Below are 21463 nucleotides of genomic sequence, written 5' to 3'. Positions count from 1 at the left end.
ACCCCCCCACCAGTCGGTTAAGGATTTGAGCCCATGCGTCAAACCCGACCTCTCAATGTTCACGCCACCACCCTTCCATGTGCTCCGGAAGGCAGCATTCGGCAAAGCTTCCAGGACAGCCTGGTCCTGGACCACCTGAACCTGGCCAAGTCCATTGCGGCCAGATACTCCGCCCACACCCACGACCTCGACGACGTCAGGCAGGTGGCGTACATGGGCCTCATCAAGGCCTCCCGCGGCTATGACGAGTCCCGTGGCGTCAGCTTCCCCGCCTATGCTGCGCCCACCATTGCCGGTGAAGTCAAGCGATACCTGCGGGATCATTGCTGGGTGGTCCGGCCGCCAAGGACCATCCAGGACGTCCGCCGCCAAGTGCTGGCCCGGACGGAGGAGCTCACCCAGGCACTGCAAAGGACGCCCTCGCCCGAAGAAGTCGCTGACGACCTTCGCTTGGATCCGTGCCAGGTTCGCGAGGCCCTGATGGCAGGAACCAGCAAACGCCCCGATTCCCTGGACGCCCCGGCTTCGGAAGGACGTGACGGACTTCAAGGATCCCTGTCCGCCTTTGGCTGCCCCACGGACAGGCTCGAAGATGTGCTGGCCTTGCGAAACGCCATCCGGGGACTGAGCCCGGAGGACCGCCATCTGCTGTACCGGCGCTACTACCGGGAGGAGACGCAGTCCACCATCGCTGAGGCCCTGGGAGTCTCGCAGATGCAGGTCTCGCGCAAGCTTTCCAGGATTCTGGTCGCCCTCCAAAGGCAGCTGCTGGACGATGAAGCCCACCTGAAGGATGGAACGGCACCCTGACTCCGGCTAGCAGCCCAGCTTCTCCACTGCCTCAAGGACGTCGCCAGCGCTGACGGCCAACAAGGCCGGGTCGGGTTCGGCCGAGAACACATCACCGCGGCGAAGTTCGACGGCGGTCAGCACCACGTGCGGTCCGGGCGGCGGTCCCCACTCTTCCACAGGTGCCGGCCCGAACAGGACGACGGAGGGGCGTTGGTACGCGGATGCCAGGTGCGCCGCTCCCGTGTCGGCGGAAATCACCACGCGGGCTTCGGCTATGGTGGCCGCAAATTCGGCGAGGCTCTGCCGCCCTGCCAGGAGGCCGTCGTCGAGATTTGCTCCTTTGAGTTTCGCCAGAGCGGCAGTCTCCTCGGCGCGGGCGCGCTCCGAAGTGCCGCCGGTGAGGGCGATCCGATGCCCTGCCGCGGCGAGTTGGACGGCGACGTCGGCGAAGCGTTCCACGGGCCACAGCCTGCTCCCGTATGCTGCGCCAACATGGATCACGGTGGCGCCGGGACACGGCGAAGGAACCTCGGGGCGGTGGAGGCGGAAGTCGAGTGGGTCGGCGTCGATACCGTGCCAATTGAGCAGGCGCGTCCAGCGCTCGCGTTCAGGAATTCCCGTGATCCACGGCGGCCCGTCGATCCCGGCGGAGGCGTGCGCAACAATTCGCCCGGCACCAAGTTCCTGGATCCGGAGCCGGCTCTCGGGGCCGTTGCCGTGCAGGTTGACCGCCACATCCACCACACCGTGCGGCACGGTCAGCGGGTGGTCCAGCCCAGGTGTCGGCAGATGGCCAATGCCCCCAACCAGTTCCAATGCCTCGGCGATCCATGCAGGCCCGGCATACAGAATCCGGTGCTCCGGAAACGCCCGCCGCAGGCCCCGCAGCGCTGGCACGGCCACCAGGAGATCGCCAAGTTTCAGGGCGCGCAGGGCGAGCAGCAGGGGTTGGTCCTGGTTCCCGTAACTGTCCAAAGCTGTGTCCATAGTGGCCTCCCGCTGAGAGTCTAGCGGCACGAAACTTCTCGCGGCCGCGTTGTTTAGCGTCCGGAGAACCGGGGAACGTTGCGGGTATGGGAGGAACCGGAACGTTGAAGGCGGTCCTGTTTGACCGCGATGGAACACTGGTTGTCGACGTGCCGTACAACGGCGATCCACAACTGGTGCGGCCCATGGATGGTGCCCGGGCAGCGCTGCTTAAAATCCGGGGTTCAGGGCTGGCCACGGGGGTGGTGAGCAACCAGTCGGGCGTGGCGCGCGGGCTTTTGACCATGGACCAGGTGGAGTCCGTGAACCGGCAGGTGGAGACGGTGCTGGGCCCCTTCGATGTGTGGGAAATCTGCCCGCATGGTCCGGAGGACGGCTGCGAATGCCGCAAACCTGCCCCCGGAATGATCCTGGCCGCATGCCAAACGTTGGGCATCATGCCAAACGAGGCTGCCTTCATCGGCGATATCGGCGCGGATGTCCAGGCCGCCACCGCTGCGGGATCGCGTTCGGTGTTGGTGCCAACTCCCGTGACCAGGCAAGAGGAGATCGATGCGGCCGAAGTGGTGGCCCTGGACCTTGGCCACGCCGTAGAGCTGCTTCTCGGCGGGCGCTTCGCACCCGCCGAAAGCGCCGAAAGCGCCGAAAGCGCCAAACGCCCCGCCGGACGGGCCGCCGGACAGGACCCGTCCGCATGAGCCGCGTCCTGGTGGCCCGTTTGGACAGCATGGGCGACGTCCTCCTGTCGGGACCCGCCCTTCGTGCCGTGGCGAACGGAAGCCGGCCCGACGGGAGCCGCCCCAACGACGTCGTCCTCCTGTGTGGCCCGGAAGGAGCGGCGGCTGCGGAGATGCTGCCCGGGGTAACCCAGGTGCACACGTGGGCCTCCCCGTGGATTGTGAATCCTGCCCCTCCGGCAACAACTGAAGTGACCGATGCACTGATCAACTTCGTCCGCAGTTCCCGCATCCAGGAGGCCGTGATCCTCACGTCCTTCCACCAATCCCCGCTTCCCCTTGCACTGCTTTTGCGTCTGGCCGGTGTCAGGAAAATAACTGGTGCGTCCACGGACTACGCCGGCTCCCTCCTGGATGTTCGCCTCAAACCCGGTGAGGACTTCCCCGAGGACCAGCCGGAAACGGTGCGGGCCCTCACCATCGCCGAAGCAGGTGGCTACGTGTTGCCCAACGGCGACGACGGCAAACTCCGCATCACCCCAGGCCTGGACCCTGAGGGAGTGGTGGATGAACTGGCCGAAGAGGGACCGTACATCGTGGTCCACCCGGGTGCTGCTGCACCAGCCAGGGCCTGGCCGGCACTGCATCACGCGGCAACTGTGGAACTGCTGGAGGCCTACGGGCATCGGGTGGTAGTCACGGGTGGGCCCGGCGAAACCTCGCTCACGGCTACTGTGGCCGGGCCCTCGGCCCGGAACCTCGGCGGCGGAACCAACCTCCGGACGCTGGCAGCGGTACTTGCCGGGGCCGCCGTCGTGGTTACCGGAAATACCGGACCCGCCCATTTGGCGGCAGCGGTAGGGACCCCGGTGGTGTGTTTGTTCGCCCCGGTGGTGCCGGCCATCCGTTGGGCGCCTTATGGCGTGCCGCTGGAACTGCTCGGCGACCAGGAAGCTGCCTGCAAAAACTCCCGCGCCCGCGTTTGCCCGGTCCCCGGCCATCCGTGCCTGAGCTCCGTGACTCCTGAACAGGTTGTGGAAGCGGTGGAAAGGCTTCTTGGCGGCGTTTCCTCCCTGAGCACCCGACGAAAGGTGTGGAAACCATGAGGATCCTGGTGTGGCACGTCCACGGCGGGTGGATGGAAGCCTTCGTCCGCGGCCGCCATGATTACCTGCTTCCCAAAACGCCCGACGGCGGCGCCTGGGGTTTGGGGCGGGGTGGCCGTAACTGGCCTGCCGCGGCGCAGGAAGTGGATCTGGAGACCCTCGACCCGGACAGCGTCGATGCAGTGGTGCTGCAAAGGCCTGAGGAAATCGCGGCGGTGGCCCGGACGTTGGGTCGTCGGCCGGGTGTTGACCTTCCAGCCGTGTACCTGGAACACAACACCCCCAAGGGCGATGTCCCGTTCACCCTCCATCCCTTGGCGGACCAAGCCAGCATCCCCGTGGTCCACGTGACCCACTTCAACCAACTTTTCTGGGACACGGGCACCGCAAGCACCACGGTCATAGAGCACGGCATCCCGGACCCGGGCAGGCAGTACACCGGTGAACTGGAAGAGATGGGCGTGGTGGTCAACGAGCCCGTCCGGCGCGGCCGGGTCACGGGAACGGATCTTTTGCCGGGATTCGCTCGCGTGGGGGCCCTGCGGGTGTTCGGAATGGGCACGGAATCCCTCCCTCAAGCCCTGAACCTGAAAGACCTGGGCCTCAGCGAAGAAAGGCTACGCATCGCCGGTGATGTGCCGGCCAAGCAACTGCACAAGGAACTGGCTTGCTGCCGCCTGTACCTGCACCCGCTGAGATGGACCTCGCTGGGGTTGTCGCTTCTGGAAGCCATGCACCTGGGCATGCCTGTACTTGCTCTGGCCACAACTGAAGCTGCCCGCGCGATACCGCGGGACGCAGGCCTGGTCTCCAACGACGTCGGCGATCTCCAAAGGTTCGCCAAGCGATTGCTGGATGACCCCGAGGACGCGTACGCCATGGGCATCGTCGCCCGGGAGGCGGCACTGGAACGATACGGGCTCGGCAAGTTCCACAGGGCCTGGGACGAACTCCTGGGCGAACTCCGCGCGAACACGAGCCACACAGCCACCAGCCACACAGCCGCCAGCCATGACACAGAGAGGACGCACCCATGAAAATCTCCATGGTTTCCGAACACGCCAGTCCGCTGGCGGCCTTGGGAGGCGTTGACGCCGGAGGGCAGAACGTCCATGTGGCTGCGCTGTCTTCAGCGCTTGCCGACCGCGGCCATCAGGTCACGGTCTACACGAGGCGTGATGACCCGGGGCTCCCCGCGAGGGTGCAGGTTGGTCCGGGACTCACGGTGGTGAACGTGGACGCGGGCCCGGCCAGGAGGGTCCCCAAGGACGAATTGCTGCCCTTCATGGGCGAGTTGGCGGACGGAATCTGCGCGGATTGGGCTGGTCAACTGCCGGATGTGGTCCATGCTCATTTCTGGATGTCCGGTCTCGCGGCCATCCAGGCATCCCGCCGGGCGGGTGCTGCCGACCCTGTCCCCGTGGTCCAGACCTTCCACGCTTTGGGGTCCGTGAAGCGAAGGCACCAAGGGGCTGCGGACACCAGTCCGCCGGCTCGTGAATGGCTGGAACCATGGGTAGGCCGCACCGCGGACTGGGTGATCGCCACGTGCCCGGATGAGGTCTTCGAACTCAAGGCCCTGGGCATCAGCCGGTCCAAAATCTCCATTGCCCCCTGCGGTGTGGACCTCAATCTTTTCCCCGGAACGTCCGACGCCGAACCCAGGTCACGTACGCATCGGATCCTGAGCGTGGGGCGCCTGGTGCAACGCAAGGGTGTGGACCTGATCATCCGGGCCCTGCCACTTTTGGCGGAGGCAGGCTTCAACGACGTGGAGTTGCTGATTGTTGGTGGTTCCGGCGATGCCCTCAACCTCGAAGAGGACCCAGAGGCCCAGCGGCTCAGATCCTTGGCCAAAGAGCTCGGCGTCGAGGACATGGTGACCATGCGGGGACAAGTCCCGCGTGACTCCATGCCCGGCATTTTCCGCAGCGCGGACGCCGTGGTCTGCACGCCTTGGTACGAACCCTTCGGCATCGTCCCCCTTGAAGCGATGGCCTGCGGGGTACCTGTGGTGGCCGCGGCGGTGGGAGGGCTCAGGGAAACCGTCGTGGACCAGAAGACGGGACTTCACGTCCCGCCGCGGGATCCCGAAGCGCTGGCTGAAGCACTGGCCAAACTGCTGGCAGACCCGGAGCTCCGCGCGGACATGGGCCGCGCAGGTTCCCGCCGTGCGCGCTCGCGCTACTCCTGGGAACGCATCGCGGCTGACACCGAGAAGGCGTACCGGTCAGTCCTGGCTGCGGGGCTGTCCCGGCAGGCCGATGAAGGATTGGAACCACTGGAAGGAACGGCGCTGTGACATTCGAAGCCCGGGCGACCATCGGGTCCACCCTCCCAAGCTCCATCCCCGATACCCTCCCTGCCCGCTGGAGCCCCGAGCCCAGCGACCCCACCCACTATGCCGAGGTCACCAAACACCTGGACAACGTCCTGCCGGCGCTGGAGTCGCTGCGCTCGCAGTCCCACCGCTTGTCGGAATGGGGAACAGAACTTGCCACCAGGCTGCTGTCCGGGCAGCGGCTGCTGGCTGCCGGCAACGGCGGGTCAGCCGCCGAGGCCCAGCACCTGACGGCCGAACTCGTGGGCAGGTTCGACGAAGAACGCGCCCCGTTTTCTGCGATCTCACTCCACGCCGAATCTTCCGCCGTCACAGCGCTGTCCAACGATTACGGCTATGACGAAGTGTTCGCCCGGCAAGTCAGGGCACACGGCCGCACAGGCGATGTGCTCATGCTTCTCTCCACCAGCGGACGCAGCCCCAACCTGCTCAAAGCGGTGCGGGCAGCGCAGGAACGCGGCATCACAACGTGGGCACTAACGGGCGCAGGCCCCAACCCGCTTGCCGATGCCAGCGACCAAGCCATCACCATCGATGCCATCTCCGCCAACGCCCAGGAAGGCCATCTCATCGCAGTCCATGCTGTCTGCCGGGCTTTCGACGCCGAGGTCGCCAGGCGCGCCGCCCGGTTTACAGGGTCTCCAGGTGCTCCTGGAGGTGGCAAACCATGAGGATCACGGTAGTCGGCGATCTCCTCCTTGACGTCGACATCAACGGCACCGCCACCCGGCTCAGCCCCGACGCGCCGGTGCCGGTGGTGGACGTCGCCGACGTCCGGCGTCGTGCAGGTGGTGCCGGGCTGGTAGCTACCTTGTTGGCGCGCGACGGCCACGAGGTCACGTTGGTCACCGCACTGGCGGACGACGACGGCGCGAGCCACCTCAGGCTCGCACTGGCAGGAGTGTCGGTGCTCGCCGGCGCTCCGCTGGCTCCCACGCCCACGAAGACGCGGGTGCGGATCGGGACCCATCCGATGGTGAGGTTCGATCAGGGCTGTGCACCGGCCCCGGTCCCGTCCAGTACGGGGGAGATGCTCGCGGCCATCGGATCAGCCGATGCCATAGTCGTGGCGGACTACGGCCGAGGAATCACCGCCAATACGGACATCCGCTCGGCCCTCACGGATGCTGCCCGGCACGTCCCGGTGGTGTGGGATCCGCATCCTGCCGGTTCGCAGCCGGTGGAGGGGGTGGCCGTGGTCACGCCCAACCTTTCCGAAGCACTCGCATCCGCAAAGGCGGCCGGGCTGGAGGGGGCGTGCGCGGGTGCAGAGGAAGCCGGGCGGCACCTTCTGGACAAATGGGGCAGCCGCTCCGTGCTGGTGACAAGGGGCGAGGACGGAGCGCTCTTGTTGCCTGCGGGCAGCCCGCCCCAGGCCATTCCCGCTCCGGCCACCAACGTCACCGATCCGTGCGGCGCCGGAGACCGCCTTGCAGGAAGCCTCGCTACCCATTTGGGCCGGGGCCTGGACCTGTGGCTGGCTGCGGCACGGGCCGTGGAGGATGCTTCTGCCTTCCTGGCCGCTGGGGGAGCGGCGTCGCTCGCGGAGACGGTGCCTCCAGCGGTGGCGGCGGAACCGGAACCAGGGCAAGCGCCCACGGCGAGTCCCGTCGTCGAACTTAAGGGCCTGGAACTGGTGGATGCCACCGATCTTCGCCCCGACGGCATCCGCCTTGCCCGCTCCGTCCGTGACTCCGGAGGGACCGTGGTGGCTACCGGTGGATGTTTCGACCTTCTGCACGCAGGCCATGCCCGGACCCTGGCGGCGGCGAGAAGCATGGGCGACTGTCTTATCGTGTGCCTGAACTCGGACGAATCCGTCCGACGGCTCAAGGGTGCGCATCGGCCGATTGTCAGTGTGGAAGATCGGGCGGAGTTGCTGCTGGCGCTCGAATGCGTTGATGCCGTGGTGGTCTTCGGCGAGGACACCCCCGAGGACTGCCTGCGCGGGATACGGCCTGACATCTGGGTCAAAGGTGGCGACTACACCCCCGAAGAATTGCCGGAAGCACGTCTCCTGGCGGGTTGGGGAGGGCGCTGCGTGACGGTGCCCTTCCATCCGGCACGCTCCACCAGCGGCTTGGCCGCAGCACTGGCCAAGGTCAGCTGACCATCAGCAGGATCAACGAAAGGAACCGCATGAACACGCAAACACCTGGACGCGTCATAGTCACCGGAGGCGGCTCCGGCCTTGGCGCTGCAATCGTGGAAGCCATCCGCGACGCCGGTGGTACGCCGATCGTTTTCGACCGGGACGTCAGCAACGTCGCGGGGGCCAAAGCCTTGGAAGTGGACGTGTCCGACCGTGCGGCCGTCGAGGCGGCCGTCAAGGAAGCTGCCGAAAGCCTGGGCGGGCTGGACGGCGTGGTCACCGCGGCGGGCATTGATCGCTGCGGCAAGTTGGGCGACGTCCCGGCCGACGAATGGGAAAAGGTCATTGGAGTGAACCTCCTGGGCACCGTTTCCACCATTCGCGCGGCACTGCCGTACCTCAAGGGATCCCGCGGCCGGGCCGTGACCATCGCGTCCACCTTGGGTCTGCGGGCACTCCCGGACGCCACGGCCTACTGTGCCTCGAAGTTCGGGGTCATCGGCTTCAGCCGTGCCTTGGCGGCCGAAACGGGTGGGGTCATTGGCGTCACCACTATCATCCCGGGCGGCATGAAGACCCACTTCTTCGACGACCGCGATGAACAGTACAAGCCGCAGGACGATTCCAAGCTCAACGATCCCGCCAACGTGGCGCAAGCCGTGGTGTTCGCGCTCTCCCAGCCGTTCGGCAGCGAGGTCCGCGAACTCCTCATTTGCCCCGCAGAAGAAGGCTCGTGGCCGTAAGGTCCAGCACGTCCTGAACAACGTCGGCCACGGCGATGCCCCTGATGAGGGTGTCGTCGTGGCCGCAGTGCGGGGCGGTCCAGCCAACCTGGGTGATATCCGCTCCGCAGCGCGGGCACCGGGTCAGCCACGACATGTGGATGCGGTGCAGGCCGCGTCCGCGGGGACCTGCGTTGAATACATTGCCCACCCAGAAGATCCCCACGGTGGGTGTTCCCAAAGCTTGGGCCAGATGCCGCGGTCCGCTGTCGCTGGCCAGCATCACGGAGGCCTCCGCCAGCAGGGCAGCGAGATCTCCAATGTCCAATTCACCGGCCACGGAGGTCACAGCCTGCCGCTGTCCGTCCTGGAGTTGGCGGCCGGCCAACTCCGCGACTTCCTGCGCCAACGCCTTCTCAGACCTGTCCCCGACGATCAGCACCTGCGCCCCTTCTGCCGCGACAGCCGCCGCAGCTTCGGCAAAGTACGACGCCGGCCACCGCCTCCGCGGATCAGTGGCGCCCGGGTGGACAATCACCAGCGACGACCGCTGGGGATCCCTCAACCCGGCGATGTTCTGCTGATACTCGGGTTTGGGGAGCAAGGGAGGGGAGATGATGGTGGGAGCTCCAGCCAAAGCAGCCACTTCCAGCCAGCGGTCCGGCTCGTTTTGGTAGTAGACGTACTCCAGGTTCCGCTCCAGTGGTTCGGCGTCCTTGGTGCGGGTTCCTACGGTGTGCCGTGCCCCCAGCCGGAGCAGGAAGGGGTTGGAAAAGCGGCCACCGCCATGCATCTGGAGCGCGATATCGAACTCCCGGGCCCGCATGGCCTCAAAAAACGCCTCCTGAGCTGCCACGTCTTCAGCATCATCCTCGAAACGCTCCCCGTTGCGGGGACCGTCGTGGACCCCACGCGCCACGGGGAGGAGTTCGACGTCGTCAACCGGACCGTCCGTAGCCGCCGCCACTGCCGCGTGGACGGGCGTGCCCAGAAGGGTCACCTTTGCTTGGGGGTAGGCGTTTCTCAGCGCATTCAACGCTGGGTAGGTGTAGATGAGGTCGCCCAACCCGCCGCCCCTGAGCACCACGATCCGACGTACGTCGCTGAACTTTTCCAGCACTGGCCCGACGCCGGACCCCAGGTCCACCGGAGGATTGTCCATGGATGCTTTTCCTTCCGGTACGGCGTGTGAAGCACGGTCCGCGGGGTACCTGAGGGGAACAGGATTTGTTGCCCAACCGGAAGGTACCCCATGGCACGCCTATCCAATCAAGAAGGTCTGGCCGACTGGTTGCCGGGCCGCTTGGCCGAGGAACGCCCTGTTGTGACGGTCATCGGCGACTCCATCCTGGACGGCTGGTGGGACGGAACCATTGAGCGGTTCTGCCGTGAAGCACCGGCCCCTGTTGTCCAGGTCCAGCGCCGCGATTTCGCTCCCGGAGGTGCAGCCAACACAGCGATGAACCTGGCAGCCCTGGGCGCGGATGTCCGCTTCGTTTCGTTGATCGGCGAGGACCCGGCCGGAGGAATACTGACCCAAGCGCTTGAAGGGGCAGGGGTGGACGTTTCCCACGTCATCGCGCATGCAGCAATGACCACCACCACCAAGTTCCGGGTCAGCAGCGGCGGTCAAGTGATGCTGCGCCTGGACGACGCCGCTACGGAGGTTCCGGCTGTTGGCCTGGAGAGCATGGCCGCAACGCTGCCCGAAGCCCTCCGCGGTTCAGCGGCAGTGGTGCTGTGCGACTACGGCGCGGGCGCGCTGGACGGCCCCGTACGCAGCGCAATCCTGGACCATTTGGCCCCCGGTGCTGACGGCGTTGCGCCCGGATCGCGCCGGAACATGCTCGTTGTGGTGGACGCGCACCACCCCGGTCGCTGGGCCGAACTCAAACCAGACCTGGCTACGCCCAACGCCCAGGAAGCTGCCAGGCTGATCGGCACGGAATTTCCGGGCGGTGCTGCCCGGTACCCCTTCGTGGAAGCGCACGCGGATCAGTTGCTTCGCGCCTCAGGTGCGGCCGCCGTCGTCGTGACTTTGGACAAAGAAGGCACGCTGGCAATCCGTCCGGACAACGATTCCCGACAACCGGCAACGCACAGGACCTGGGCCCGGCCGCAGGCCGAAAAGCAGGCTTCGGGCGCGGGTGACACGTTTGTTGCCGCCCTGACCGTGGCCCGTGCGTCCGGGTTGCCACTGACAACCAGCGTGGACCTGGCCCAGGCCGCCGCCGACGTCGTGGTCCACAGGCCGGGTACGTCCGTGTGCACCACCGAAGAGCTGGCCAGGCACCTGCGCGGATTCGCCGATACTGCGCTGACGGACACCGAGCTGGCCAAGCGGGTTGAGGAGCACCGCAGCGAAGGACGCAGAATCGTGCTCACCAATGGGTGCTTCGACGTCCTCCACCGCGGCCACACCCGCTACCTGAACCAGGCCAAGCAACTCGGCGACGTGCTTGTAGTGGCCCTCAACAGCGATTCTTCAGTGCGGCAACTCAAGGGACCCGACCGTCCGGTCAACCACGAAGCCGACCGCGCCGCCGTGATCGCCGCACTGAGCTGCGTCGACCACGTAACCATCTTCGATACCCCCACGCCCATACCGCTGATCGAACTCCTGAAACCGGATGTCTATGCCAAGGGCGGTGACTACACGCCGGAAATGCTCCAGGAGACAGCAGCCGTGGAACGCTACGGCGGCACCGTGACCATCCTGGATTACGTGGCCGAGCATTCCACCACGGCAGTGCTGGAGCGCATCCGCTCAAGCGGCGAACACCCACAAGCCTGAGGAGCCACGCCATGCGCATTGCGATCATCGGAGCCACAGGACACGGTGGTACGGAACTGCTGAAACGGCTCCAGAGGGCACGCTCGGACGAGGGCGCGGAGCTGGAACTCGTGGGTATCGTCCGCAGGGAACCGGATCCCGACGCCGCGCCTTACCACGGCGTGGAATGGCACACCCTGGACATCGGCGCCTCCGCGGACCAGCCGGCACTCGAAGCAGCCCTTGCCGGAGCCGACGCCGTGGTGCACCTCGCGTGGCTCATCCAGCCCAACCACAACCGGGAACTGCTGCGGCGCACCAATGTGGAGGGAACAGCGAACGTCCTGGCCGCCGCACGGAAAGCCGGGGTGGGACACATCGTCTGCGCATCCTCCGTGGGTGCGTATTCGCCGGCGACCAAGGACCAGCGGACCCAGGAAGGCTGGCCCACCGGCGGTATCCGCAGCTCGCACTACAGCTCGGACAAAGCGCAGCAGGAACGGCTTCTGGACCAGTTCGCCAAGGAAAACCCTGAGATCGTTGTGGCGCGCCTGCGGCCGGCGTTGATGTTCAGCTCCGGGGGCGGCAGCGAAGTGGGACGCTATTTCCTGGGCAGGGTCCTGCCCCGTTTGGTACCGCGTAAACCGTGGATTCCGGTGCTGGCCATTCCCAGGGAAATGGTGTTCCAGGCCGTGCACACCGCCGACGTCGCGGATGCCTATTGGCGGGTGCTGCAGCACAAGGCCGAGGGCGCCTTCAACATCGCCGCCGAGCCTGTGATCGACCCCAACGCGCTCGCCTGGATCTTCAAGGCCAAGAGGTTGCTGCCGTTCCCGCTCCCGGTGCTTCGCGCCGTCGTCGAGGCCACCTGGCGCTTGCGCCTTCAGGTGACCGACGGCGGCTGGGTGGACATGGCGGCCAATGCGCCCATCATGGATTGTTCCCGGGCGCACAGCCTGTTGGGCTGGTCACCGAAGCACTCGTCACTGGAGTCCCTGGCCGAAATGCTGGAGGGAATCGGAGCGGGAAAGGGCAGGCGGGGCTCGCCGCCACTCAGGCCCCGCTAGCGCAGCACTATTCGGAGGACAGCACCACAGTCAGGATCCGGCGCAGGCTCATGGCCACCGACGCCGGAGCGTTCACGGGGGCTTGGTCGGCAGCGGCCTCTGCCACGGCATCGCTCAGGACGGCGATGCTGTCCTTGGCGCGTGCCAGGCGGTTGGCCAGTTCGCCGGACTCGGCATCGCGCCAGTGGTCCACCACGGACGCCACGGATTCCAAAGCCTCGGACAGGGGTGCCACGGCGGCGTCCGGGATGACAGTCCCGGCGCCTTCTTCCCAGATGGCGCTCGCCAGGACGTCGGTGATGTCCTGGACGTGGAAAGTGAGCCGTTCAAGGGTTCGCAAGCCTGCCAGGTCCGACGGCAGGCGGGTAGCACGACGGCGCGACCTTGGATTCGCTTTGGCGCTCAGTTCCGCTTGATGCACGGCAGTCCGCACTGCTGCCGCTGTGAGGGACAGTTCCTCGCTGCGGCCGGCCCAGGCCTCGTGGTTGGGAGGCCAGGATTCGTCCATGGCCTTCGCCATGTCCTTGAGTTGGCGGGACAAGGCGCCTTGATGGCCGGCGATCGCGGGGTCGATGTCGTCCAGGTGCAACGGCGGGAAGATCAGCCAGTTGACCGCGAATCCGACGGCAACGCCCAGGGCCATTTGGAGAACGTAGGCAAAGGAAAATCCTTCGGCGTTCGAATCGCCCAGTACCAGCACGAACAGTGCTGCCATGGGAATCCATTCAGACGCAGTCCCCAGCCGGGGAAGGCCACCGATGAGGACCCCGAGCCCCACCACTACGGCAACAGCCAGGGCCGTGGGTGCGGCGACCGTGGTGATGGCGAAGGCCATGCCGATCCCCAGGACCAAACCGGCCAGGCTCTGGAGTCCGTGTTTGGCGGAGTCGGCCACGGTGGGGTGCATGCTCACCAGGGCGCCAAGTGGAGCGTAGTAGGGATACTGGGCTGCTGGTCCAGGCATGAAGGGTGCAAGGTACCAGGCCAGGCCTGCCGCCACGGCCGTTTTGGCGGCGAAGAGGAGGCGGTGGCGGGTCACAGTTTTTCGAAGCGCGGGAATCAGCCGTCGCCTCGTGGGCAGTTGGCTCATGGGACCTACGTTGGCAGGTCTGCCGTGCTGTGTCGAGCCGGGAGCCCGGAAAGTGGGCCATGCCATCTTTTCAAAAAACGGGTGATTAGAACCGGGACAACCGGGTACTCACCCATTGATAGTAACGATACTTACTATCCCGGCTGCTGTCCGCAGCCTGCCAACTGTGGAAAGAGAGCGACAATGACTGAGAGCCAATCGCCGCAGGACGGAAGCTTCGCGGCGCCAACCACTGGTGCCCATGCAGGCACCGAACCTTTCGCCGGAAACTACCTCGACTCGGACGTTGAGACCCAGACCGCAGGAACCACCGGAATCAGCGGAACTCCCGCTGGCTCAGGGACCGGCTCCGCCAACTCCGGCAAGGTAGACACTGCCAAAGAAGAAGCTGCGGGGATGGCCGGAGCCGTATCGGACGCTGCCGGCGGTGTCGTGGACACTGCCAAGTCCGAAGCCGGCCACGTAGCCCGCGAGGTCAAGGTGAACGCACGCCAGTTGCTCACCCAGACCAAGGGCGAACTGTCCGACCAAGCCCAGGTTCAGCAGCAGCGCGTCGCCGAGGGCTTGCGGTCCATCTCCGATGAACTGCACACCATGGCCAACGCAAGCGAAGACGGCGGAGTTGCCACGGATCTGGTCCAGCAGGCAGCCCAGCGGTCCTCCGCTGTGGCGCAGTGGCTGGAAGGACGGGATCCTGGCTCCCTGCTGGACGAAGTCAAGGGCTTCGCCCGCCGCAAGCCCGGAACGTTCCTTTTGCTGGCCGCAGGAGCCGGTATCCTCGCTGGCCGTCTCGGCCGGGGCATGGCCGATAACGGGTCCGCCGGCAGTACAACGAGCGGAACCAACCGTGCAGCCACGCAGACACCTCGTGCCGCCTACTACCCCACGCAGGGCTACCCCGGGCAGGGCGGCGCAGTGACACCTCCCGCTGTGGACCTTCCCGGACCGACCACCACCACGGCCGGCTACGGAACCGCGACCACGGGTTCGGCAACCACCGGATACGACGCCGGAACCACCGGATACGACGCCGGAACCACCGGCGGTTACGACGGTTCCACACTGCCCTATCCGGAGACGGACGCCGGCGGGGTCAAGGCTCAGGGCGATCCGCTTGCAGGGCCTCTTGACCCGGACGACCCCCAGTACGGAGGTCCCCGATGAGCAGTCCCGCCGACCTGCCTCCCACAGAAGCCCACATGAAGGCGGAAACCCTTCCCCTCGGCGAGCTGCTGAGCGACCTGACACGTGACGTTTCAACGTTGATGCGCCAGGAAGTGGAGCTGGCCAAGGTGGAACTCAAGGAGTCCGCCACCAAAGCAGGAAAGGGCGCCGGCATGATGGCTGGCGCCGCTTGGGCTGGTCACATCACCGTGCTGTTCCTGTCCATCGCCCTCTGGTGGGCATTGGGCCAGCTGGTTGGCCTCGGGTGGTCCGCCGTGATCGTTGCGGTCATCTGGGGAATCATCGCGGCAGTCCTGGCCGTCATGGGCCGTAAGGAACTGAATGCCATCAAGGGCCTGCCGCGTACTGCCGAGACAGTCAAGGAAATACCCCCCGCTCTGAAACCGAACACCGAGGAGACACGATGACGCAGAACCCCGACGCCCTGCGCGCCGATATCGAAGAAACCCGCCGGCGGCTCAGCACCAACGTTGACGCCGTGGCCGACAAGGTCACGCCGTCACACATCGTCAACCGCCGGGTGGACAAGATCAAGACGGCCGTCTTCGGTGCCCGCGATGACGTCCAGGACCGGGCAGGCGACGTGGCCCACCAGGCACACGATACGGTGTCCGGTGTCGTGTCGGACATCGGCGATGCACCCCAGGCGATTGCCCGGAAGGCGCAGGGAAGCCCGATTGCGGCCGGCTTGATCGCCTTTGGCGCGGGACTCCTGGTTTCGGCGCTGATTCCGCCGTCGGACAAGGAGCGCGAGGCCGCCCAGGCGCTCAAGGAAGCGGCCCAGCCCTTGACGGAGGAACTCAGCCACGCTGCCCAGGAAGTTGCCGAACACCTGCGTGAACCAGCGCAGGATGCCATGCAGAACGTCAAGGACAGCGCCACTGAGGCTGCCGCCAACGTCAAGGACGAAGGCCAGGCTGCGGCCGCGGATGTCCAGGACCGCGCCAGCACGGCCAAGGATCACATCAGCAACCAGTAAAGCCCCGCACTTAACCCAAGTAAGTAACAGCAAACGTCGCAATGAGCGCTCATTGCGACGTTTGCTGTTACACAGTTGGGTTTGCTGTGTCCGGGGTTGGTCAGCGGACCTCGAGGATCATTTGCAGCAACCGGGCAGCGGCCGGGCGCGCTGCGTGCTCTTCCGCCCATTGCGCGCGCGCCAGGGTCTTGCTGACGGCCTGAGTGCTGATCCCCAGTTCCTGGGCAACGGCTTTCTGCTGGCCGCGGACTCCGGGCGTGAGCAGGTCGAGTACCCGCCACTCCGCGACACTCCGGTCCTGGACAATATGTCCGAGGAGGCGCAACACGGCTTCAGCCTCGGACGCCAGGGCCGCCAAGGGGCCATCCACCGCAACGGGTACCCGGTCCTTGCTGGCCCGCAGCCTGTCCACGGCCCGCCGGGCATAGACAAGTCCATGGCCCGAGGCATCCTTCACCAGGTTGGGCAGTGGCTCGTTGATGGGCCCGACGCCGATTCCGACGTACCACCGACCGGACCGGAGCGCGATCAATGCGGTCTCCACGGCCTGGTGGCTGGATTCCACGATGCCCTGCACCTCATCCTCAACTGACCGGTCGAAATCCAGGCGGGCGGGAATGTGCCGCAGGTCCTTCAGCAACTGCGGCACGAGATCGCCGTCGCGTCGGCTATCGCGTTGGTTGATGGTGAGAGTGAACATAGTGGATCACATGCTACCGGCTGGTAGCGACTCTGCAAGGGCAAATTTCGCCTGTTACCTGCCGCGTAGCCGGTCCTGCTGTTGTGCCGCCGCGGCTTGCTCCGCGGCAACAGCCTTGGGGTCGGGAATCGGCTGCTGGCCCTTGGCGATGCCGGAACGGCGATCCATGGCGGCGAACTTCGGGTCCCAGGTGTCGTCTCCGCCGCCGCTGAGGGCCGCGGCAATAACCATCACCACGAAAAACGGGAAAAACGACCAGCAGATGGCGCGCCAGCCGCCCAACCAGGCGCCCGCCGTCGTGCCGTCCTTGATCCGTACGGAGCGCATGCCCGCAGCGGCGTCGCCGACGCTACCCGCGGTACCCCAGATCATGCCGTAGATGAACAGCCCCACGAACCACAGGACAATGTAGAGGGTCAGCCAGAGGCCGTCGTTGTAGCCGAGCGACGAGCCACTGTTCATCATGGACTCGCGGACCACTGCCGCGATCGCCGCAAGGATGACGTAGCCCACCAGGAACACGATCGCATCCAGCACCCGGCCCCAGAAGTGGGCTCCCCCCGACGCCTTGACGAAGTACGCGCCAGTGTCCGGGTGGCGGCGTACTGCACGTCCGGTGAGGGGGTCCACCATGCCGGTCAACGTTGTGGGCTTAGCAGTGCTCATGAGGGGCTTTCCGTTCGACGGCGGGATGCGGCTTGGGTGCGGATCGTCAGGCGAGTCCGGCCAGTCCACCCAGAACGCGGGCCAGGGAAGCGGCTGACGTTTCCTTCAGTTCGAAGGAAAGACCCTCGGCTTGCTCCGGAAGACCGGGTTCCTGTGAGCCTTCAACCCGAGGAGTGAGGACGTGGACTCCGGCCGGGCCGGTGTAGACGGTCACGGTGGGGAATTCGTTGGTGTCGGAGTTGAAGGCGACAACGTTGCTGGCCGCCTGGGTATCCGCCAGGGCCGTGGCCGCATGTGCCTCGAACTGTGCTTCGGTATAAAGGGCAGGGTCCGAATCGCGCGCGGCAACGTTCTCCGGGTCCACGAATTCGGCCAGGCGGGTCACCAGTTGGTCCCGGGTGACGACGGTGAAGCCATGAAGGCCGCCCTCGTCCACTTCCTCCAGCAGGACGCCTTCGTCATGGACGTAGCCGTAGAGCCAGCGTTTGCCGGTGGAGACAGTCCGTTCCACCGAGACAACGTTGCTGCCGCTGCGGCGCAGGGTCAGGGCGCCTGTGATCTCGTCGGTGGCGTGCAAGCGGGAGGGTTCGGTTTCGCCCTCGAAGATCACCGGGTACACGAGTTCCTTGGCGAGCAGGCCGCGCAGGGCAACGGCACACAGGATGTCTTTGTTGGCGTCCTGGATCGAGAGCCAAGGCAAGGCCACCAGTTGTTCGTGCTGGACGCCGTCCAGGGCCACGACTTCCTCGTCGGTCAGCGTGGGCAGGTGCGCTCCTGTGGCGCTGGCTGATGCCAGGACCTTGGCTGCGGCCTGAACATCGCGTTCGGTCCATTTCATGGTGCTCGTTGTCATCCGAATATCCCTCCGACAAAGTTTCCGACCGACTTGGCGGCGTTACTGACTCCGTCTGCCACCTTACTGCCTACATCCTTGGCGAAATTGCCCACTTCCTTGGCGCCGTCGGCAATGTAACTGCCTGGGTTGCGCGCGAAGTTGGAGATGGAATCCCAATTGTCGGCCACCAGGTTGCCCAGCGCCCAGGCTCCGGCCACCAGTCCGGCGCCAATCACGATCGGGGCGCCGATGGGTCCCAGGAGGGCTGCACCGCCGGCTGTCATGAGCATGATGCTGCCCACGCCACCCACCACGGACAGGCCACCGGCCACGCGGTCACCGGTACCGCGCCAGCCGTCGTGCTCCGGGCTGATCATGTCCCCGATGCCGGTCACGATGTTCAACGGAGCGGCCACAGCTCCTGCGATGCGGAGTCCCTTGGAGAACTTGCTCGCCTCCTGGAACGCGGTGCTGTAGGGGATGTTGGCTTTGAGGTCGGTGATGACGTCGGTGACTTTTTCACCGTTGCGCAGGGCAGTGATGCCGTCGCGCAGCACTGTGCCGCCGGCGCGCCAGTTAGTCAGGATTTCCTTGGTCTGGCCGTATCGCAGGTGCCTGGGGATAACGTTCCCGGCGGCGTCCGGCTTGACTGGGAGGAGGTACTTGAACGCGGTCCACAGCGGGGCTCCCACGCCCTTGGCGCCCATGGCGGTGTCGTAAACATCCTTGAGAACGCCCACTGACGAACCCGAGCCGTCGTTGTGGCTGGCGAACTCCTGCTGGTTCGCGTGCTTCTTCAGCTGACTGGCGTTTTCCCGCAGCATGTTGGCAGCCTTGACCAGGCTTTGGCGGTGCTGGCTGTTCCAGTCGCCCTTGAAGACCGTGGCGTCGCGGCCCTGCCAGGCCGTTGTGGAGTTGATCGCGTTGGACAACTGCGTGCTTTGCAGGCTGATGGCGTCGGCGGCCTTGCCCATCACACCCGCCAGACTGCGAAGCTGCGCGATATCCGCGCCGTAGAACCCAGCCATATGGAACCCCCTGTGTGCAAGCATCGAAAAGTCTTGTAACAGCCTAGGGTGCCGGGCAAGCTCCCGCGATGGGTAGACATGCCCATGAGAGCAACGCGGGGTCACTTATGGCCCAAGTTCGACCCCCGAATGGGCCATAAGTGACCCCGCGTTGCTTTAAAAGCACGACGGCGGGTGGTGCGGTTCGCAGGGAACCGCACCACCCGCCGTCGTTACCCAACTCAGTTTGGGGAAGGACTAGTGGCCTGAGGCCGGCACGTAACGCTTGATGGAAGCCTCGAGCTCGGCTTCGGCAGCGGCACGGTCGCCCCAGCCCTCAGCCTTGACCCACTTGCCGGGCTCAAGGTCCTTGTAACGGGTGAAGAAGTGCTCGATTTCCTTGATCAGGAATTCGCTGACATCGCTGACTTCCTGGATGTGGTCGAAGCGTGCATCAACGGGAACGCAGAGGACCTTGGCGTCTCCGCCGCCGTCGTCGGTCATGTTGAAAACGCCGATGGGGCGGGACTCAACAATGACGCCCGGGTGGAGGTCGAAGTCCTGCAGGAGCACCAGTGCGTCCAGCGGATCGCCGTCTTCGCCCAGGGTGTTCTCGAAGAAACCGTAGTGCGTGGGGTACTGCATGGAGGTGAACAGGACGCGGTCCAGGCGGACACGGCCGGTTTCGTGGTCAACTTCGTACTTGACGCGCGATCCCTTGGGGATCTCGATGGTCACGTCGTGCTTCATGGAATGCTCCTTGACGGGTGAGGGTGGGCGTTGCTCCGCCGAAGCGGCCGCCACGGGTGACGGTGCCTCAGGCAGGCTGCTTAGCCCGGGGCTGGCGGCAGGCAAAAGTACAGCCGGTACCGCCGACTACTATTGAGGATATAGCGAGAGGCCCGGGTTTCTTGAACCGGCGGGGACATTTCAGGACTGACAGGACCAAGCAACTTCCATGATGGGCGTTAAAAACGGGGGTGCCCGCAAGGGTTCGTCCACGGCGTGGGGGCGCTTGGTGTGGCCGGTGCTGTTGGCGGTGGTCCTGCTGTGCGTCGGCGCAGTTGTGGTGTCCGGAATGATGCCGGGACTGCTGAGCCTGCCCAAGCCGACGCCCTCGATCCCTGCCTGGCAGCAGGAACCCATGCAGTTGTCAGGCTCCAGCGCGCTGCTTCCCCTGGACGCCCAGGCGCCTGTCCCCCTCCCAGCCGAGGTCGCACGGCTCCTGGATGGAACCCTGAAACCTGACGGCTCGGGCAGCATCAGCGGCGTGGTCATGGACGCCCTCACGGGGCAACTCCTCTTCGACCGCGACGGCAACGCCAACCGCATACCGGCGTCGAACATGAAGCTGCTGACCGCCGTGGCCGCCCTGAAGGCACTGGGCCCCGAATCGCGATTCACCACCCGGGTGCTCGGATCCGACCATCCCTCCACAGTGGTCCTCACCGGCGGAGGGGATGTGCTGCTGGGCGTCTCCGCATCTGACCCTTCCGCTGTTCTTGGACATGCCGGCCTGTCCACCTTGGCCGCGGAAACCGCGGCGGCCTTGGCTTCCTCCGGCGTGCAGGGTCCCATCACCGTCCAGGTGGACGATTCCTTCTTCACCGGGCCTGCCCTGAACCCGGCCTGGAGCCTGGACGATGTCGCAGCCGGCGAGACTGCCCCCTTGTATTCCCTCGCCTTGAACTCCGGACGTTACGCACCCGGAGTGGAGACCGGTCCACGGCCCCAGGATTCGGCCATCACCACCGCCCAAGCGTTCGCCGAGCAGTTGGCGGCGGCCGGAGTCGCGGTGAGTCCCGGCGTCGTGCGTGGAAAAGGACTCCCCGCCAAAGTCCTGGCAACCGCTGAATCGGCCACGGTCAGCGAACAAGTGGATCTCATGCTGCAGACCTCCGATAACTTCCTGGCCGAGGCACTGGGGCGGATGACCGCCTCTGCCGGCGGCAAGCAGACCACGTACGACGCCGCCATTGCAGCCGTGCGGCAAAGGCTGGGGGAGTTGGGGATCGCCACGGATTCGATGGTGTTGGCTGACGTTTCCGGCCTGGCTTTGGAGAACCAAGTCAGCGCCAGGCATTTCGTGGACGTCGTCCGCGCGATCACCAGTGGTCCGGACCCTGCACTGCGGGCGGCGCTGGATGGCTTCCCGGTGGCGGGGCTGACCGGCACCCTGAACGGCAGGTATGTGGACCCCAGCACCGCTGGAGGTGCCGGACTGGTCCGGGCCAAAACAGGAACCCTTAATACCGTCATAGCCTTGAGCGGCTACGTCGTGGACGCCGACGGGCGGCTGTTGGTGTTCTCGTTCATCGGCAACGGCCTGGACCCGGGCGCGGCCGGCAACAAAGTCTCCATGGACCGCTCCGCCTCCGTGCTGGCTGCCTGCGGATGCCGAGGTTGAGGGCTCCGCGTGGAGCGAACTTAAGGTGCACTGTCAG

At 65.8% G+C, this 21463-nt stretch carries 22 protein-coding genes; 14 read left to right on the top strand and 8 right to left on the bottom strand.

Annotated features, from left to right (window positions below):
* Positions 1-33: 33 nt before the first annotated feature.
* Positions 34-810: a sigma-70 family RNA polymerase sigma factor gene (locus PJL15_RS11225; RefSeq protein WP_281451226.1), complete on the top strand. Its 777-nt coding sequence runs from the start codon at positions 34-36 to the stop codon at positions 808-810.
* A 6-nt stretch (positions 811-816) separates the two neighbouring features.
* Here PJL15_RS11225 and PJL15_RS11220 read toward each other — a convergent pair whose 3' ends face one another.
* Positions 817-1779: a glycosyltransferase family 9 protein gene (locus tag PJL15_RS11220; protein WP_281451225.1), complete on the bottom strand. Its 963-nt coding sequence runs from the start codon at positions 1777-1779 to the stop codon at positions 817-819.
* Positions 1780-1865: 86 nt separating this feature from the next.
* Between PJL15_RS11220 and PJL15_RS11215 the strand changes: the two genes are divergently transcribed.
* Genes PJL15_RS11215 through PJL15_RS11185 form a run of 7 tightly spaced genes read left to right on the top strand, consistent with a single transcriptional unit; the run spans position 1866 to position 8738 of the window.
* Positions 1866-2477 carry a D-glycero-alpha-D-manno-heptose-1,7-bisphosphate 7-phosphatase gene (locus PJL15_RS11215; protein WP_281451224.1) on the top strand — a complete coding sequence of 204 codons (612 nt, stop codon included), beginning with the start codon at positions 1866-1868 and terminating at the stop codon, positions 2475-2477.
* Positions 2474-3562, top strand: coding sequence for a glycosyltransferase family 9 protein (locus PJL15_RS11210; RefSeq protein WP_281451223.1), 1089 nt, complete (start codon positions 2474-2476; stop codon positions 3560-3562). Before PJL15_RS11215 ends, PJL15_RS11210 begins: the two co-directional genes overlap by 4 nt.
* Complete coding sequence (locus tag PJL15_RS11205) at positions 3559-4599, top strand: glycosyltransferase (RefSeq protein WP_281451222.1); 1041 nt, start codon at positions 3559-3561, stop codon at positions 4597-4599. The genes PJL15_RS11210 and PJL15_RS11205 overlap by 4 nt, the downstream gene beginning before the upstream one ends.
* On the top strand, positions 4596-5864 hold the full coding sequence (locus PJL15_RS11200; RefSeq protein WP_281451221.1) for a glycosyltransferase: 1269 nt from the start codon (positions 4596-4598) through the stop codon (positions 5862-5864). Before PJL15_RS11205 ends, PJL15_RS11200 begins: the two co-directional genes overlap by 4 nt.
* Positions 5861-6574, top strand: a complete 714-nt coding sequence (locus PJL15_RS11195; RefSeq protein ID WP_281451220.1) for a D-sedoheptulose-7-phosphate isomerase — start codon at positions 5861-5863, stop codon at positions 6572-6574. Before PJL15_RS11200 ends, PJL15_RS11195 begins: the two co-directional genes overlap by 4 nt.
* Positions 6571-8013 (top strand): PfkB family carbohydrate kinase, encoded by a 1443-nt coding sequence (locus tag PJL15_RS11190; protein ID WP_281451219.1) that lies wholly within the window; start codon positions 6571-6573, stop codon positions 8011-8013. Before PJL15_RS11195 ends, PJL15_RS11190 begins: the two co-directional genes overlap by 4 nt.
* 29 nt (positions 8014-8042) lie before the next feature.
* On the top strand, positions 8043-8738 hold the full coding sequence (locus tag PJL15_RS11185) for an SDR family oxidoreductase (RefSeq protein ID WP_281451218.1): 696 nt from the start codon (positions 8043-8045) through the stop codon (positions 8736-8738).
* On the opposite strand, the gene PJL15_RS11180 is transcribed toward PJL15_RS11185, so the two are convergent.
* Entirely contained in the window at positions 8704-9879 is a 1176-nt protein-coding gene (locus tag PJL15_RS11180; RefSeq protein ID WP_281451217.1) for a glycosyltransferase family 9 protein, read from the bottom strand. The genes PJL15_RS11185 and PJL15_RS11180 overlap by 35 nt on opposite strands.
* 90 nt (positions 9880-9969) lie before the next feature.
* Between PJL15_RS11180 and rfaE2 the strand changes: the two genes are divergently transcribed.
* Together rfaE2 and PJL15_RS11170 are read left to right on the top strand one after the other, a co-directional pair.
* Positions 9970-11511, top strand: coding sequence for a D-glycero-beta-D-manno-heptose 1-phosphate adenylyltransferase (rfaE2, locus tag PJL15_RS11175; RefSeq protein ID WP_281451216.1), 1542 nt, complete (start codon positions 9970-9972; stop codon positions 11509-11511).
* A gap of 11 nt (positions 11512-11522) precedes the next feature.
* On the top strand, positions 11523-12557 hold the full coding sequence (locus tag PJL15_RS11170; RefSeq protein WP_281451215.1) for an NAD-dependent epimerase/dehydratase family protein: 1035 nt from the start codon (positions 11523-11525) through the stop codon (positions 12555-12557).
* 7 nt (positions 12558-12564) lie between these two features.
* Here the strand turns inward: PJL15_RS11170 and PJL15_RS11165 are convergent, their stop codons facing one another.
* On the bottom strand, positions 12565-13647 hold the full coding sequence (locus tag PJL15_RS11165) for an FUSC family protein (RefSeq protein WP_281451214.1): 1083 nt from the start codon (positions 13645-13647) through the stop codon (positions 12565-12567).
* A 183-nt stretch (positions 13648-13830) separates the two neighbouring features.
* On the opposite strand from PJL15_RS11165, the gene PJL15_RS11160 reads away from it, so the two are divergent.
* Genes PJL15_RS11160 through PJL15_RS11150 form a run of 3 tightly spaced genes read left to right on the top strand, consistent with a single transcriptional unit; the run spans position 13831 to position 15811 of the window.
* The gene (locus tag PJL15_RS11160) at positions 13831-14811 is read left to right on the top strand and encodes a hypothetical protein (RefSeq protein ID WP_281451213.1); all 981 of its coding nucleotides are present in this window, start codon (positions 13831-13833) and stop codon (positions 14809-14811) included.
* On the top strand, positions 14808-15239 hold the full coding sequence (locus PJL15_RS11155; RefSeq protein WP_281451212.1) for a phage holin family protein: 432 nt from the start codon (positions 14808-14810) through the stop codon (positions 15237-15239). Before PJL15_RS11160 ends, PJL15_RS11155 begins: the two co-directional genes overlap by 4 nt.
* On the top strand, positions 15236-15811 hold the full coding sequence (locus tag PJL15_RS11150) for a DUF3618 domain-containing protein (protein WP_281451211.1): 576 nt from the start codon (positions 15236-15238) through the stop codon (positions 15809-15811). Before PJL15_RS11155 ends, PJL15_RS11150 begins: the two co-directional genes overlap by 4 nt.
* A 100-nt stretch (positions 15812-15911) precedes the next feature.
* Here the strand turns inward: PJL15_RS11150 and PJL15_RS11145 are convergent, their stop codons facing one another.
* From PJL15_RS11145 to PJL15_RS11125, 5 genes are all read right to left on the bottom strand, one after another.
* Positions 15912-16511, bottom strand: a complete 600-nt coding sequence (locus PJL15_RS11145; protein ID WP_281451210.1) for a hypothetical protein — start codon at positions 16509-16511, stop codon at positions 15912-15914.
* Between the two features lie 54 nt (positions 16512-16565).
* Positions 16566-17177, bottom strand: coding sequence for an RDD family protein (locus tag PJL15_RS11140; protein ID WP_281451209.1), 612 nt, complete (start codon positions 17175-17177; stop codon positions 16566-16568).
* Between the two features lie 46 nt (positions 17178-17223).
* On the bottom strand, positions 17224-18030 hold the full coding sequence (locus PJL15_RS11135) for a hypothetical protein (protein ID WP_281451208.1): 807 nt from the start codon (positions 18028-18030) through the stop codon (positions 17224-17226).
* The gene (locus PJL15_RS11130; RefSeq protein WP_281451207.1) at positions 18027-19040 is read right to left on the bottom strand and encodes a hypothetical protein; all 1014 of its coding nucleotides are present in this window, start codon (positions 19038-19040) and stop codon (positions 18027-18029) included. Before PJL15_RS11130 ends, PJL15_RS11135 begins: the two co-directional genes overlap by 4 nt.
* A gap of 237 nt (positions 19041-19277) precedes the next feature.
* The gene (locus PJL15_RS11125; protein ID WP_281451206.1) at positions 19278-19769 is read right to left on the bottom strand and encodes an inorganic diphosphatase; all 492 of its coding nucleotides are present in this window, start codon (positions 19767-19769) and stop codon (positions 19278-19280) included.
* Between the two features lie 211 nt (positions 19770-19980).
* On the opposite strand from PJL15_RS11125, the gene dacB reads away from it, so the two are divergent.
* Positions 19981-21426: a D-alanyl-D-alanine carboxypeptidase/D-alanyl-D-alanine endopeptidase gene (gene dacB, locus PJL15_RS11120; RefSeq protein ID WP_281451324.1), complete on the top strand. Its 1446-nt coding sequence runs from the start codon at positions 19981-19983 to the stop codon at positions 21424-21426.
* Positions 21427-21463 lie beyond the last annotated feature (37 nt).

It is taken from the genome of Paenarthrobacter nitroguajacolicus, from assembly GCF_029952445.1.
Lineage (GTDB): Bacteria > Actinomycetota > Actinomycetes > Actinomycetales > Micrococcaceae > Arthrobacter > Arthrobacter nitroguajacolicus_B.
Note: the sequence above shows the minus strand (reverse complement) of the source record. Positions and strands in the feature narration are given on the sequence as shown.